General features: G+C 62.6%; 14 protein-coding genes, 1 tRNA gene and 1 rRNA gene. 5 read left to right on the top strand and 11 right to left on the bottom strand.

Going from position 1 to position 14,829, the window contains the following annotated elements:
- Window positions 1–2 precede the first annotated feature (2 nt).
- On the top strand, window positions 3–137 hold the full coding sequence (locus BUE39_RS35935; protein ID WP_268802003.1) for a hypothetical protein: 135 nt from the start codon (window positions 3–5) through the stop codon (window positions 135–137).
- 26 nt (window positions 138–163) lie between these two features.
- Here the strand turns inward: BUE39_RS35935 and BUE39_RS21050 are convergent, their stop codons facing one another.
- Entirely contained in the window at window positions 164–1,474 is a 1,311-nt protein-coding gene (locus BUE39_RS21050; RefSeq protein ID WP_073430658.1) for an MFS transporter, read from the bottom strand.
- A gap of 236 nt (window positions 1,475–1,710) precedes the next feature.
- Window positions 1,711–2,448 carry a GntR family transcriptional regulator gene (locus tag BUE39_RS21045; protein WP_073430657.1) on the bottom strand — a complete coding sequence of 246 codons (738 nt, stop codon included), beginning with the start codon at window positions 2,446–2,448 and terminating at the stop codon, window positions 1,711–1,713.
- A 158-nt stretch (window positions 2,449–2,606) separates the two neighbouring features.
- Between BUE39_RS21045 and BUE39_RS21040 the strand changes: the two genes are divergently transcribed.
- Together BUE39_RS21040 and BUE39_RS21035 are read left to right on the top strand one after the other, a co-directional pair.
- Window positions 2,607–3,908 carry an MFS transporter gene (locus tag BUE39_RS21040; protein WP_073430656.1) on the top strand — a complete coding sequence of 434 codons (1,302 nt, stop codon included), beginning with the start codon at window positions 2,607–2,609 and terminating at the stop codon, window positions 3,906–3,908.
- A 3-nt stretch (window positions 3,909–3,911) separates the two neighbouring features.
- On the top strand, window positions 3,912–4,796 hold the full coding sequence (locus tag BUE39_RS21035) for an amidohydrolase family protein (RefSeq protein WP_073430655.1): 885 nt from the start codon (window positions 3,912–3,914) through the stop codon (window positions 4,794–4,796).
- A gap of 91 nt (window positions 4,797–4,887) precedes the next feature.
- On the opposite strand, the gene BUE39_RS21030 is transcribed toward BUE39_RS21035, so the two are convergent.
- The 8 genes from BUE39_RS21030 to BUE39_RS20995 form a co-directional block, all read right to left on the bottom strand.
- Window positions 4,888–4,964 (bottom strand) — tRNA-Val (locus BUE39_RS21030).
- 78 nt (window positions 4,965–5,042) lie between these two features.
- Window positions 5,043–6,533 carry a M81 family metallopeptidase gene (locus BUE39_RS21025; protein ID WP_073430654.1) on the bottom strand — a complete coding sequence of 497 codons (1,491 nt, stop codon included), beginning with the start codon at window positions 6,531–6,533 and terminating at the stop codon, window positions 5,043–5,045.
- Window positions 6,530–7,813: a Zn-dependent hydrolase gene (locus tag BUE39_RS21020; protein WP_073430653.1), complete on the bottom strand. Its 1,284-nt coding sequence runs from the start codon at window positions 7,811–7,813 to the stop codon at window positions 6,530–6,532. Before BUE39_RS21020 ends, BUE39_RS21025 begins: the two co-directional genes overlap by 4 nt.
- Window positions 7,814–7,846: 33 nt before the next feature.
- Window positions 7,847–8,548, bottom strand: coding sequence for an ABC transporter ATP-binding protein (locus tag BUE39_RS21015; RefSeq protein ID WP_073430652.1), 702 nt, complete (start codon window positions 8,546–8,548; stop codon window positions 7,847–7,849).
- The gene (locus BUE39_RS21010; RefSeq protein WP_073430651.1) at window positions 8,545–9,312 is read right to left on the bottom strand and encodes an ABC transporter ATP-binding protein; all 768 of its coding nucleotides are present in this window, start codon (window positions 9,310–9,312) and stop codon (window positions 8,545–8,547) included. The genes BUE39_RS21015 and BUE39_RS21010 overlap by 4 nt, the downstream gene beginning before the upstream one ends.
- Window positions 9,309–10,388, bottom strand: coding sequence for a branched-chain amino acid ABC transporter permease (locus BUE39_RS21005; RefSeq protein ID WP_073430650.1), 1,080 nt, complete (start codon window positions 10,386–10,388; stop codon window positions 9,309–9,311). Before BUE39_RS21005 ends, BUE39_RS21010 begins: the two co-directional genes overlap by 4 nt.
- Complete coding sequence (locus BUE39_RS21000) at window positions 10,385–11,245, bottom strand: branched-chain amino acid ABC transporter permease (protein ID WP_073430649.1); 861 nt, start codon at window positions 11,243–11,245, stop codon at window positions 10,385–10,387. Before BUE39_RS21000 ends, BUE39_RS21005 begins: the two co-directional genes overlap by 4 nt.
- Before the next feature lie 83 nt (window positions 11,246–11,328).
- The gene (locus BUE39_RS20995) at window positions 11,329–12,537 is read right to left on the bottom strand and encodes an ABC transporter substrate-binding protein (protein WP_073430648.1); all 1,209 of its coding nucleotides are present in this window, start codon (window positions 12,535–12,537) and stop codon (window positions 11,329–11,331) included.
- Window positions 12,538–12,814: 277 nt separating this feature from the next.
- On the opposite strand from BUE39_RS20995, the gene BUE39_RS20990 reads away from it, so the two are divergent.
- Window positions 12,815–13,660: a FadR/GntR family transcriptional regulator gene (locus BUE39_RS20990; protein WP_073430647.1), complete on the top strand. Its 846-nt coding sequence runs from the start codon at window positions 12,815–12,817 to the stop codon at window positions 13,658–13,660.
- 313 nt (window positions 13,661–13,973) lie between these two features.
- Window positions 13,974–14,438, top strand: a complete 465-nt coding sequence (locus BUE39_RS20985) for a hypothetical protein (protein ID WP_073430646.1) — start codon at window positions 13,974–13,976, stop codon at window positions 14,436–14,438.
- A gap of 198 nt (window positions 14,439–14,636) precedes the next feature.
- Here BUE39_RS20985 and rrf read toward each other — a convergent pair.
- Window positions 14,637–14,750, bottom strand: a 5S ribosomal RNA gene (gene rrf / locus BUE39_RS20980).
- Window positions 14,751–14,829: the final 79 nt, after the last annotated feature.

The raw sequence follows: 14,829 nt of genomic DNA, 5'->3' as shown, positions 1-14,829 counted from the left end.
GCATGAAACGTGTCGCGGCATTTTCCGTGGCGAGCTGGTCGGCCGCCGCCCTGCTCTACTTCGGACAGCACTCGGTATCGCTGATCGTGGTCAGCGGCGTCGTCGTGCTGGCCGGCTTCGATCTGCTTCGTCCTTGACGGCGGAGTAGTTAGCCGCGAGGCGATCAGATCGAACGGACCGGCGCGGACTCCAGCGTCATCCTGCGACGCGCGCCGATGAGCGCGGCGACACCGGTGCCGACGCCCAACGCAAGCAGACACGCCGTGGGCACCAGCATCGGCGCGACATGGCTCTGCGCCGCCTTGCCGACATAGGGCATCAGATTCTGTCCGGCGAATCCGCCCAGATTGCCGATCGCGTTGATCGCCGCCACGCTGGCCGCCGCTCTCGCGCCCGCGAAGAAGCGCGGCGGAAGCGACCAGAAGCACGGATACAGTAGCGGAATGCACGCCCCGCCCAGACACAGCGCGGCAAACCGCAGCGACGCGGTCGGCAATACGAGGCTCGACGCGAAACACATCACGCCGATACCCGCTACCACACTCATCGCCTTGAGCACCACGCGCTCGCGCTTGAGCTTGCCCGGCAGCCACAGCAGAAGCAGCGTCGCCAGCGCCCACGGAATCATGTTCAGCACGCCGTTCACCGACGAGGACACACCGTAGCTTTTCACGAGCGTCGGCATCCAGTACGTGACGCCGTACAGCGAAGTCGACATCAGCATGTAGGTCAGCGCGAACATCAGCACCTTCGGGTCGAGCAGCGCGCCCCAGGGCCGTGTCGCCTTGGCTTCATCCGATGCTTCGCGCTTGAGCGCGGCGATCACCACGTCCTTCTCCTGCTGCGAGAGAAACGGCGCTTCCTTGACCGAATTCGGCAGGAATTTGAGCGCGACGAACGCTACCAGAATGGCCGGGATACCGGTGGCGATGAACACCCACTGCCATCCCGCGAATCCCCAGGTGCCGCCGAGCGTCAGCAGCAGGCCGCCGACCAGCGAGCCCAGCATATTGGCAAGCGAACTGCCCAGCGTGAAGAACCCGAGTACCCTGGTGCGATAGCTCTGCGGGAACCACTGCGTGAGGTAATAGATGACGCCGGGATAAAAACCCGCTTCAGCGACACCCAACGCGAAACGGAATGAATAGAACACCGGCAGCGAGCGCGCGAACGCCATCAAAACCGTCACCACGCCCCATGTGAGCATGATGCGCGCGAGCCAGGTCCGCGCGCCGAAGCGATGAAGCGCCAACGTGCTCGGCACCTCGAAGAGCAGGTAGCCGATGAAGAACAACGATGCGCCAAGGCCGTAGGAGGCTTCCGTCATGCCGAGATCGTGCACCATCTCCAGCTTGGCGAAGCCGACGTTCTGCCGGTCGATAAACGCGATGAGAAACATGACGATCAGAAGCGGCATCAGCCGCCACGCCATTTTCTTCATTACCTGCTGCTCAAATCCTGTCTGCGTGGACATGTCCGCTCCGTTTCCGCGCCGGCCGTTCTCGATATTCGACGGGCGGCACGGCGGCCGCTACGTCGATAGCAACGGCCGAATTGATGTAGTCATATATATGTTTGTACGAATCGGCGACGCGCGCCATGAGGTGATACCCGGATAGGAGCGGTTAGCGTCTATCCGGTTTGTCGATCCGGTATGCGGTAGGGTGAACAGCAGAGGCGATGCTGGCGCCGATGGCGCAAGCAGACGGTTCAGCGAATTTCCACCTGGTATTGAAACGTGGTGGCAGCCCCACGCGTGCTGCGCCATTCGAACGGCGTGCCCGCGAAATCCGACGCGACACGGTGCACCAGAATGACGGGACTCCCGGTCGCTAGACCGAGGACCGAGGCGTCATCAGGCGTGGCTTGCTCGACTCTTAGAATTTCGGTGGCGGACGCCACGATTTGCCGGCAAAGACGCTCGTACAGCGGGTACAGTAAATCTTCGAAATCATCGAGCGGCAGCGTGGCCAACGGCTCGAAACGCGCGCGCGGCAGCCAGATTTCCTCGGAGAGCACCGCCTGCCCTTCTATCAGACGCACGCGCGAAAGGTGAATCGCCTTCTCGGTGGCTTTCATCTTCAGGGCGGCGCGGATTTCCGCGCTGGGCTTCACGATTTCGCGCTTGAACACGCGCGCGGTGGGGCGCACGGGTTGTCCGTCGCGCGACTTGAAACGAAAGAAGCGAAACAGCGAGGAATCGAAACGGGGCCGGCGGATGAACGTCCCTCTGCCCTGACTGCGCGTGAGCACACCGTCGGCCACCAACAGGTCGATCGCCTTGCGAACGGTGCCCGTGGAGACGTTGTAGAACTGTCCCAGTTCCGCCTCGGTGGCGATCGCTTGCGTCGGCGTCCATTCGCCCGCGGCAATGCGGCTAAGCAGGTCGTCACGCAATTGATGATAACGGGGCAATCGGTCGTCCAGCTTGAAAGAGGCCGTGTCCATGGCATTCATACAGTTGTTCAGAGGAGTAACTACTGTACCGCATCGAAGAGGGCCACCGTGAGCGAGGGTTTTTACCCACTGACTTTTAGCGGCATTGCCTCGATCATTCAGGCATTCATATATATGACTGAATGAATTGCAAGGGAACGGAGACGGCTATGTTCACGTGGTACAAGCAAGGCTCGCAACTCGAACGCAACACCTTCTGGGGCTGCTTTGCTGGTTGGGGGCTCGACGCGCTCGACGTGCAGATGTTCACCCTCGCCATCCCCGCGATCATCGCGGCGTATGGCATCGACCATACGCAGGCGGGTGCGATCAGCGGCGTGACGCTCGTTTCGTCCGCGCTCGGCGGCTGGATTGCCGGGGCGTTATCGGACCGCTTCGGCCGTGTCCGAACGCTGCAAATGACGATCCTCTGGTTCGCCGGCTTCACGTTTCTTTGCGCGTTCGCGCAAAACTTCCCGCAACTGCTGGTGCTCAAAGCGCTTCAAGGCTTCGGATTCGGCGGCGAATGGGCGGCCGGCGCGGTGCTGATGGCGGAAACCATCCGTACCGAACACCGCGGCAAGGCGATGGGCGCCGTGCAAAGCGCGTGGGCGGTTGGATGGGGCGCGGCCGTGCTGGTGTATGCCGCGGCGTTCTCGTGGTTGCCATCGGACACCGCATGGCGCGTGATGTTCGCCGTCGGCCTGTTGCCGGCCGGCCTTGTCCTGTTCGTTCGACGCAATCTGAAGGAACCGGCCCGCATCGCGCCGGCCAGCGCCGCGCCCAAGGTCTCCGCGCTCGGGCAAATCATGCAGGTCTTCCAGCCGCGCGTGCTCCGCACGACCATTATCGGCGCGGTGCTGGGCACCGGCGCTCATGGCGGCTACTACGCGATCATGACGTGGCTACCCACCTTTCTTGCGAAAGAGCGGCACCTGTCGGTTCTACATACGGGCGGCTATCTGGCCGTGGTGATCGTGGCCTTCTGGTGCGGCTGCATGTTGAGCGCGTACCTGCTCGACCGCATCGGCCGCCGGCGCAACATTGCGTTGTTCGCGTTCTGTTGCGTCGTCACGGTTCTCGCCTACGTCATGCTGCCGCTGACCAACACGCAAATGCTCGTGCTGGGCTTCCCGCTCGGACTGTTCGTAGCCGGTATTCCGGCGAGCCTCGGGCCGCTTTTCAATGAACTGTATCCGGCGGATATGCGCGGTACGGGCGTCGGCTTCTGCTACAACTTTGGACGCATTGCGTCAGCGAGTTTCCCGGTTCTCGTGGGCTACATGAGTCATTCGATGTCGCTCGGCATCGCGATCGGCATCGACGCGGCCATTGCCTACGGACTCGCGATGATCGCCGTGTTGCTGCTGCCCGAAACGCGTGGCAAACGTCTGCGTGGCGTGGTGGCGTCCGAATCGGCGAACGACAGCGGCGACGCTGCGCGCTTGACGCTGAATCCGCCGCGGAGCTGAACCATGATTGCGCCGGCATCGCCCGTTCAGTCCCGCTCGCGTTGCGTCGATACCCATGCGCACGTCTTCGAGCAAGGCTTGCCGTTGGTGGATGGCAGGCGTTACTCGCCTGGCTACGATGCAACGCTCGACACGTATCTGCAATTGCTCGACGCACACGGCATCGGGCGCGCGGTTCTCGTGCAGCCGAGTTTTCTTGGCACGGACAATCGCTATCTGTTGCAGGCGCTGTCGCGCGACACGCACCGCTTGAGAGGTGTCGCGGTGATCGCGCCCGATGCTTCCGATGAATCGCTCGCCGAGATGCAGGGCCGAGGCGTAACCGGCATACGGCTGAACCTGATCGAACAGGCGCTGCCGGATCTGCGAGCGAAATCGTGGACGCTTCTGCTCGATCGGCTCTCGCAACTGAGTTGGCATGTCGAACTGCACCGCGCTGCGCGCGACCTTGCGCCCATGCTCGACCGGCTGCTGGAGGCCGGCGTACCAGTCGTCGTCGATCATTTTGGAAGACCCGACCCGGACCAAGGCATCGGAGACCCCGGCTTCGAGGCATTGCTGCGTTATGGCAAGAGCGGCCGCATTTGGGTCAAGCTATCGGCCGCGTACCGTTGCGCGGCTGGCGATTCAAGCTTTGTCCGCGAGGCGACGAAGCAATTGCTCGAACATTTCGGCGCTGGGCGTCTGATGTGGGGCAGCGACTGGCCTCATACGCAGCATGAACGGATGACGGACTACGGCCAGTCGCTGTCGATGCTAATGGAACTCGGCCTCGATGCAGCGGCAATCGACGCGATCCTGTGCACGACTCCGCAGTCGTTCTATGGTTTTGAAGACGAGTTACCCGACCGCGGCGCGTCGTCGGCAACGGCATCGGCAGTTACCTGAACTAAGGGCGTTGCGGGTGGATTCGAGAGGTGATGCGAGAACATGACGGTGGACGAAAGCGGAGCCGCTTTCGTCCACGCCACTTTTGCGTTGGTAGGCTCGATTGGATTCGAACCAACGACCCCCACCATGTCAAGGTGGTGCTCTAACCAACTGAGCTACGAGCCTTTAGAGGCGCGAATTATAAAGACTCCACCCGCGCAGCGCAAGCCTCGGACGACACCTCGATTCATCAACACCTTTCCTTCAGTTCGCGGACGTCCACTCCGTCCGCGTATCCAGCGGATAAACCGGCCGCTTCACATGCTCGAATTTGAATAGCGCGTAGTCGGAGCTCGTTACGCCGCGGCTATCGCATTCCACCAGCCCCGCGGCGATCGGCACGAAAACCGGCCGGCAGTACATGCGCGATTTGAGCAACAGGAAACGCGCGCGTCGCGGATCGATGCCCACGCTTTCGAACACGCCGAGGTCCCACGGTTCGTGCGTGTGCTCGGTCATCACGAGTTTCACGGTGCCTGTGTCGAGCACCGCGGCGCGTCCCATGAAGGCGCGCTGGCCGGTGTAGGTCGGGCCGCTGATCACGTACTCGCCGTCGGTCAGCGCGCGCACGACGCCGGTCACCGCGACGGGCGGCCGCGGCGTCACCGCATTGCTCGCAACCTTGTTGCCGATGGTCACCGTCACCGTGCTGCCGACGCCCGCCGCCATCAACGCCGCCACGGCTTGCGGGTCGCACAGCGGCCCGCTCACGATGCCGTCGAGCTTCTGCGTGAGCGCTTCCTCGAGCAGATCCATCGTGTCGCACGTGCCGCCCGACATGCAGTTATCGCCGTGATCGAGCAGCAGCACCGGCTTGTCGGCGCCCTGCGCGAGCGCGGCCGCCTGCGCGACCGATTCGGCCAGCGGCGCGCTGCGATAGACGAAATCGTCGCGCTCGCGCCAGATCTGCCGCGCGATGCGCTCTGCCACCGCCTCGGCTTGCGCACGCTCGCCATTGCCCACCACGACGACGCTGATGCACGGCGCCTCGATATCGGCGAGCGAAAAGCCGGACAGCACCGACACCGCGAGCATGCCGTCGGCCTCGGCCGCGCGCGCGGCGTCCACGGCGCGTTTCATCGCGCCCTCGGCGGTCGCGCTGCGCAACGTGTGCGTGAGCAGCGGCGGCTGGCGCCACGCGATCACCGGCCTGGCCTTGCCGTGCACGAGATCGAACAGCAGGCGCGCCGCGTGCGCGCCGGTCTCGTACATATCGACGTGCGGATAGGTTTTGAAACTGACGATCACGTCGGCGTGGTCGATCATCTTTTGCGTGACGTTGCCGTGCAGATCGAGCGCGACCGCGATCGGTGCATGCGGCAGCGCCGCGCGCACGCGTTCGAGCAGATCGCCCTCGCCGTCATCCGAATTCTCGGCGACCATTGCGCCGTGCAGATCGAGCATCACTGCATCGCAACCCGGTGCCGCCGCAACGATCGCCTCGCAGATCGCGTCATAGGCCGCCGCATCGACCGGTCCGCTCGGATTCGCGGATGCGGAAATCGGCGTGACGATCTCCGCATGCTCACGCCCGGCTGCGTCGATGAACGCGGCCATCGCCGTCTGCATGCCCTTGTTCGCGTTGAACGCGTCTTCGCCGCGGCTCGGACCGTTGCGGCCGAACGCGGCGAGCGGCGTGGGCACCGGCGAAAACGTGTTCGTCTCGTGGTTCATCCTTGCAATCAGGATCTTCATGATTCGACGCTCCCTGCCGGCCGCGCCGCGGCGTTCAACATCGCCTGCAACAGCACGTTGCAACCGGCTTCCAGATGGTCCGCGCGCGCATCCTCGATTTCGTTGTGGCTGATGCCGTCCTTGCACGGCACGAAGATCATCGCGGCGGGCGCGACTCGCGCGAGATAGACGGCATCGTGGCCCGCGCCGCTGATCACGTCCATCGATGAAAAACCCAGCGTGTCCGCGCCCCGCTTCACGGCTGCAACCAGTTCGGCGGCGAACGGTTGAGGCGAAAAGTACACCACTTGCTCGACATCCACGGCGATGCCGGCTTTCGCGGCCGCGTTCGAGCATGCGGCGCGCAACGCGGTATCCATCGCCGTGAGCGTCGCGTCGTCCGCCGCGCGCAGATCGACCGTGAGCGTCACGCGGCCCGGAATGACGTTGCGCGAATTCGGATGCACGTCGAGCCAGCCCACCGTGCCGCGTCCATGCGGCGCGTGGTCCAACGCGATGCGATTGACGGCGTGAATCAGATCGGCTGCCACGAGCAGCGCGTCGCGGCGCAGTTCCATCGGCGTGGGCCCCGCGTGCGCCTCCATGCCGTGCACCGTCACGTCGTACCAGCGTTGACCCAGCGCGCCTTGCACCACGCCGATCGTCTTGTCGTGCGCTTCCAGTACCGGCCCTTGTTCGATATGCGCTTCGAAATAGGCGCCGACGGCGTGCGGCTTGTCATGCTCGCCGACATAACCGATCGCCGTGAGCGCGTCGCGCACCGAGACGCCATCGCGATCGCGTTGTTCCAACGCATGCTCAAGCGTGAACGCGCCCGAGAACACGCCGGAGCCCATCATCACGGGCACGAAGCGTGAGCCCTCTTCGTTGGTCCACACCGCGACCTCCAGCGGGGCGAGCGTCTGCACGTTGACCTCCGCCAGCGTGCGCAATACTTCGAGGCCCGCCAGCACGCCGTAATTGCCGTCGAACTTGCCGCCCGTGGGTTGCGTGTCGATGTGGCTGCCGGTCATCACCGGCGGCAAATCATCACGCAGACCCGCGCGACGCGCGAAGATATTGCCGATCGCGTCGACCCGCACGCTGCAGCCGATTTCCTTTGCCCAAGCGATGAAAAGATCGCGCGCTTTCCGGTCCAACTCGGTCAGGGCGAGCCGGCACACACCGCCTTTCTCGGTCGCGCCAATGCGCGCGAGTTGCATGAGACTGTCCCAAAGGCGCGCGCCGTCCACGCGCAGATCGGCGGGCGTCGCGATGGTCGTTGATTCGTGAGCTTGCATCGATGCTTCCTCGTGTTGAAGACAAAGCGCGCGTCAGGCGACGCCGACGCCGAGATAGCGGTCCTTGATCGACTCGTCCGCGGCGAACGACGCGTTATCGCCCGAATAGACGATGACGCCCTGCTCGATGATGTAGTGACGATCCGCGAGTTGCGTGCAGACTTCGAGGTTCTGCTCGACCAGCAGAATCGCAACGCCCGCTGCGCGAATCAGCTTGAGCTGCGCGACGATCTCTTCGACGATCACCGGCGCGAGACCCTCGACCGGTTCGTCGAGCATCAAAAGCCGTGGATGGTTCATCAACGCGCGGCCAATCGCGAGCATTTGCTGCTCGCCGCCGGACAATTGCCCGCCACCGTTGGTGCGCCGTTCTTTCAGACGCGGAAAAATGCGGTAGATATCGTCGAGCTGCCACGGCGAATCCTTGCGCGCGCCAAGCCGCAAGTTTTCCTCGACGCTCAGCAGACGAAAGACGCCGCGATGCTCGGGCACGAAGCACACGCCGCGTGCGGCGATCTTGTGCGGCGGCATGCCGCCTATCTCGGCGCCGTTGAACGTCACGCTGCCGCGCCGTGGCGCGACGACGCCGGCAATCGCCTTGAGCGTGGTCGATTTGCCCGCGCCGTTGCGGCCCAATAGTGTGACCGTTTCGCCGTCGTCGACTTGCAGCGTGACGCCTTGCAGGATGTGACTCTTGCCATAGAAACCGTGAATCTGCTGCACGTCGAGAATCATGCGCGGCCTCCGGTGATCATGTTGCCGAGATAGGCGCTGCGCACCCGCTCGTCGCCGCGAATGTCGTCCGGCCGCCCTTCCACCAGCACGCGCCCTTGCTGCATGACGGTGATCGTGTCGGAGATGTCCATCACGATGCCCATGTTGTGTTCGATCAGCACGACGGTGTAATCGTCGCGCAGGCCGCGGATCAGTTGCTTCATGTCGTCGAGGTCGTCGATACCCATGCCGGAAGTCGGCTCATCGAGAAAGATCGCCTTGGGTCGCGCAGCAAGCGCCATGCCGACTTCGAGCCGCCGCTGCTGACCATGCGACAGCGCGCCTGCCGACACTTCGCTAAAGCGCTGTAGCGCGAGGCGTTCGAGCACGCTGTCGACGGTGTCGGCTTGCGTGAGCGCGCCGCGCGGCGGGGTCCACGCATTCAGTGCGCGAACCGCGTCGACACCTTGCGCGGCGAGCCGCAGGTTTTCACGCACGCTCAGATTGGCGAACAGGCTCGTCACCTGAAACGAGCGCGCGACGCCACGGCGTACGCGCTTATGGTCCGGCTCGTGCGTGACGTCGTGACCGTCGAATACGATCGTTCCCGCCGTAAGCGGCACGGTGCCGGTCAGCACATGAAACAACGTCGTCTTGCCCGCGCCGTTCGGGCCGATCACCGAATGCACGGTGCGCGGCATGATGCGCAGATTGACTTCGGAGAGCGCCGTGAACTTGCCGTAGCGCTTTACTACGCCGCTTGCGCGCAGAATCGGCTCGCTCATATCGGCTCCTTGCCTGCGTCGTTGTCCGTGTCGTTGTCTGTGTCGTTGTCTGGCTCGGCGGAAGGCTTGCGGCGCAGCGATTGCCCGATGCGTTCGCCCAGGCCCCACAGTCCGCGCTGCATGAACAGGCTGACGGCGATCAGCACGATGCCGAGCAGCAGCAGCCAGCGCGGCCACAGCGTCGAGAGCCAATCGGCGAACAGCACGTAAAACGCGGCGCCCAATACCGAGGCGAACAGATTGCCCGTGCCGCCGATCACCGTCATCACGAGGATCATCTCGCTCGTGTGATAGTCGATGTTGGAGAGCGGCGCAATGCCGGTCATCAGCGCATGCAGCGCGCCGGCAAGACCCGTCACCGCGCCGGAAATCACGAACGCCATCAGCTTGAAGCGTTTGACGTCGTAGCCGACCGCGGCCGCGCGTACCTCGTTGTCGCGAATCGCAAGCAACGTACGGCCGAATACCGAATGGGACACGCGCATCAGGAGCCAGAACACAACGAGAAATAGCACGGCGACGAAGCCGTAGTATTGCCACGGCGAGGTCAACGGCAGCAGCGCTTTGCCGAACAGGCCGAGCGCGGGACGCGGAATGTCGAGCAGGCCGTTGTCGCCGCCGGTCAGATCGGGCGTGGTGTAAGCGAGAAAATAGAATAGCTGGCCGAATGCCAGCGTCAACATCACGAAGTACGTGCCGCGCTGACGAATCGAAAACCAGCCGACCAGCGCAGCAGCCGCCGCGCCGATTACGATCGACGCGAGCAGCGCGACCGGCACGGGCAATGCGGTTTTAGTCAGGACGAGGCCAGCGCAATAGCTGCCGAGCCCGAAGAAAATGCCCTGCCCGAAGGACAACAGGCCCGTGTGGCCGAGCAGCAGATTGCAGCCGAGTGCAGCGAGAGCGAATACCAGCACCTCGGTGGCGAGTGAGCCTGAGCGCAACGTCAACGGCAATACGCACACGACCAGCAATGCCAGCAGCAGAAAGCGATAGCGATGCAACGAGTGCTGTGCGCCCGATCGGGTCGCCGTGGAAGCAGCGCTCCGCACGATTGGCTTTGACGTGTCGATCATGACGCCCTCCCGAGCAAACCGTTCGGTCGCAGCAACAGAACGGCGGCCATCGCGACGTAGATCATCAACCGCGCGCCTTCGGGCCACAACGTGCTCATCACGCTTTGCACGATGCCGACCAGCAGTCCACCTACCAGCGCGCCGAGAAAATTGCCCATCCCGCCGACCACCACCACGACGAACGCGACGCTCAATGCCTCGATGCCCATGAAGGGATCGACGCCGCGAATCGGCGCGGCGAGTACGCCGGCCAATGCGGCCGTTGCCGCGCCGAGCGCGAAAACGAGGCTGAAAACACGCAATACGTTGATGCCGAGCAGCGACACCATCTCGGTCGATTCGCTGCCGGCGCGCACCGCGCTGCCGAGCCGCGTGCCCTCCAACACCCACCACAGAAGCGCGGCCAATACCGCTGTGAAGCCGATCACGAACAACCGATACTTCGGATACACGAAGCTGCCCCAGATCACCACGCCGTTGAGCAAGTCGGGAACCGGCACGTTATCGCCGAGCGGACCCCACACGAGAATCGCGCATTCCTGCACGACGAGTGCAAGACCCACCGTCGCGAGAATATGAAACTCGTGTTGTTGCGCGTAGACGTGCCGCAAAATCAGTTTCTCGACGACCCATGCAAGCGCGCCGACCACGATCGGCACGACCACGAGCGCGGCCCAGAAACTCATCGACCACTGCATCGCCTGATAGCAGAAGTAGGCACCGAGCAGATAGAACGCGCCGTGCGCGAAATTCACGAAGCGCAGCAGGCCAAACACGATCGACAAACCAACCGCGAGCAGGAAATACAGCATCCCTACTCCGATGCCGTTGACGATCTGCAGGAGATAAACGTTCATGGCGTCCGTTTAAAGGTGTGCCGAGGAGGCGCTATGCGAGCGCCGTGCCATGCCGCACGCGCTCGCGCGCGGCGTTTGAGGCGTCAAACCATCTTGCAGCCGGTCTTGTCGAGCGGCAGGAAGGATTGCCCCGAACTGACGATATCGGCGTAATCGTCGGCGTTTTTCATCTTGTTCTTCGCCTTGCCCTTCAACAGATAGTAGTTCTTCAGCACCTGATGATCGCCCTTGCGGACTTCCTCCGGGCCCGTCAACCCGTCGTACTTCATGCCTTCGAGCGCCGCGACCACTTTCTTCGGATCGACGTTGCCCGCTTTGACGATGCCGTCGAGCAGGATCTTCGTGCAGATATAGGAACCCGCGAGGCTGTAGTTGGGATTGGTCTTGAATGCCGCTTTGGTCCGTTTGACGAGATCGCGATTGAGCGGCGAATCGATGTCGTGCCAATACTGCGCGCCGAAATAGACGCCTTCGCACAGATCCGCGCCGAGCGCTTCGAATTGCTCGAGGCCGGACGCCCACGCCAACAGGATCGTGCAATTGTTCTTCATGCCGAAGCTCACGGCCTGGCGCAGCGTATCCGACGATTGCGAACCGAAGTTCAGGATCAGCAGGACGTCGGGCTTGGCGGCGACTGCGTTCGTCAAATAGCCGCTGAATTCCTTTTCATTGAGCGAGTGGTAGCTGTTGCCCACATGCTCGATGCCCTTCTCCTTGAATATCGCCTTGGCGGCGGTCAACAAGCCCTCGCCGAAAACGTATTGCGGCGTGATGGTGTACCAGCGTTTTGCTTTCGGCAGCATCTGCGTCAACGGGCGCACTGTCTGCTCGATCGCACCGTAAGTCGGCACCGACCAACGGAACGTCGCGTCATTGCAGTCCTTGCCCGTGATTTCATCGGCGCCGGCCGTGGTGATGAAAACGCCGTCGGCCTTCTGGACTTCCTTGCCCATCGCCAATGCTTCGGAAGACAGAATGCCTCCCGCGAAGAAGCGCGCATTCTTCTGCTGCGCGATTTCCTGCACACGACGCACTGCCGTCGCCGGCTTGCCTTCCGTATCGAGCACGGTATACGCGAGCGGTTCGCCGAGGACCTTGCCGTATTGTTCGATCGCGAGCTTCATGCCGAGGTCGGCATATTTGCCGTTCGCGGCGAACGGCCCCGACATCGGCACCGGACAAGCGAACTGCAAGGTGCCGGCCTGCGCGAACGCGCTGCGCGCGACCAGCGAGCCCAACGTCCCCGGAACAGCCGACAACGCGGCCAGCTTCAACATATTTCGGCGATTCAAAATGACGCTCCTTAAGAAAGAGACACGCACTGACCGACTGCGAAACTGACCGCACCGCGCACACGAGTACGCCAGTTGCTGGTCGCCGCGAAGTTTTTTCACCTCGCCGGCTTTGTTCTATTTATCATGATAAATAGACTGGATTGGATCGTATGTACAATAAATTCGAGTGTCAATAAGGCAAAATTCCTGGCAGCATCGAGGGCGATCTCGCTAGCCGTGATAGAACGAGCGGACCGATGAAAGATCGTGCAGGGACAAACTAGGAGCATCGAATATGGCCATGGACCGCGCCAAGGCGGGCGCCGCGATTGAGATCAAACAGCAGAAGCGTGGCGATCTGGTCGCGGAGGAAATCAAGCGGCTCATCACGGAGAAGGACCTGAAACCGGGCGACCGGCTGCCGCGCGAGGTTGAACTGCAACAGCTTTTTTCGGTGAGCAAGAGCACGATCAGGGAAGCACTGAAGTCCCTGGAGGTGCAAGGTCTGATCAAGGTGACGACCGGCCCGAGCGGCGGCGGCATGGTGGTGGAAGTGCCGCTCGACCGCACGTTGCAGCTGTTGCAGAACTATCTGTTCTTCAAGGATGTGTCGATCGACGATATTTACACCGTGCGCAAATTGCTGGAACCGGAACTGGCGGCGGGAGCGGTGCCGCATCTGACGGAGCAGGACTTCGAGGCGCTCGAAGCGAACATTGCGTGCTGCGACCGGCCGGGTTCATCGCACGGGGGTCACGACATCGTTCGGCAACGACAGGAAGACGTCAATTTTCACGACATCCTCGCAGCGGCGAATCCGAATCCGTTCCTGCGTTTCAGTTGCGAGCTCATCAACGAAATGATCAGGCAACTGATCGAGTTTCGTAACGACACGCCGCAAGCCGAACACGAACGGTTCGGTCAGGCAAACGTGAAAATACATAAGGCGATTACGAAGGCGGCGCGCGAGCGTAACGTCGAGAAGGTACGTGAATTGATGGTGATCCACATGACCGAAGCGCCACGCTACGTGAAGCGGATGAAGGGAAAACTGCGCGGGCGTCTGATTCTGGATTCGGAGATCCGGCGACGCGTCAGGGCGCGCAGTGTCGCGCCATCGGATGAAGCGGAGCAAACGTGAGCGCCGCGCGTGTCACGGATCGTATGGATGGCTCGATGTCCGGACACGCGGGATGGGTGCGCGTGGCGCGCTTGCGATCCAACGCGGGGCAACGATGGGGCAGGCTGTTGGCGAGACGACCGACGGTATAAAGCGAATCGAAGGCGCGATCGCACGAGTTGCACAGGGTGCGCTGCAGGATCATGACGATTGGCGTGGAGCCGCCACCCGACTGCGTTTGAGCCGGCCGGCTGCGGCGCATGCATAGCGAGGGCTCAACCTTTTGCGGCTCGCGCCGTTATTGCATCTGCATAGGCATAAACATTGGACCGTCATGGCACAACCGATTCCGTTTTCCCGGCACACTGGCGCTGCGCGTGCGCGGCATGCCAAAACCATGCTGCTGCCGATGGCCCGGCAGACCGCCGATGAGCTGGCGTTGCGGGTGCATCTGGCGCTCGACGCCTTGCGCCGGGGCACCGGCAGCATGACCGACGCCCAGACACTTACACAGATCATGCTGTTGACCGGCTTCCTGGCGGAGTCGGGCTTCGGCTCGGCGACCGGCGAGCAACTCGGTGCGGCGGAGCGCGCGGTGTCGGCGGTGTTCGATATCGGAAGGGAAACCGGCGAATGGGGATTGGATAGCGCAGGGTTCGCGCTTTTTGCCGCAATCGCAACGAATTACGACAAGCTGTTGCACAGCGCGCCTCTTTGGGCGGTCACCGATGCTAGCGAACGACTCGACCGGTTTACCGCAGGTATGTCGTATCAGACGCCGGTACGGAAGCGGGCCTGACGGATTGGATCGCGCAGGCGGCGAGGGAAAGCTTTCCGATTTCTCCGGGAGTTACCGGCTGTGAGGATGGACGTATTTCGCGCGGTAGCAAACCGTTCCTTGGTGGTGCGGTTGCTAGTCTCTGTTGGCTTGCTTTTGACCGCGCGTAAACGCACAAACCCCACCGGTGTGGGGTGGGGTCTGTGTTTCTGCATGGGAGCCTGACGATTACCTACTTTCACACGGGCAATCCGCACTATCATCGGCGTGGAGTCGTTTCACGGTCCTGTTCGGGATGGGAAGGGGTGGTACCGACTCGCTATGGTCATCAGGCATGACTTGTTGTCAGGTTGACGCGGGGGTCAACACGACCAATCTGGAAGAAGTAGTGTCTGGTGCATCGCACCAGGGG

This window comes from Paraburkholderia terricola, from assembly GCF_900142195.1.
Taxonomy (GTDB): Bacteria; Pseudomonadota; Gammaproteobacteria; order Burkholderiales; family Burkholderiaceae; genus Paraburkholderia; species Paraburkholderia terricola.
The sequence above is the reverse complement of the archived record's forward strand: the minus strand, read 5'-3'. Positions and strand labels throughout refer to the sequence as shown.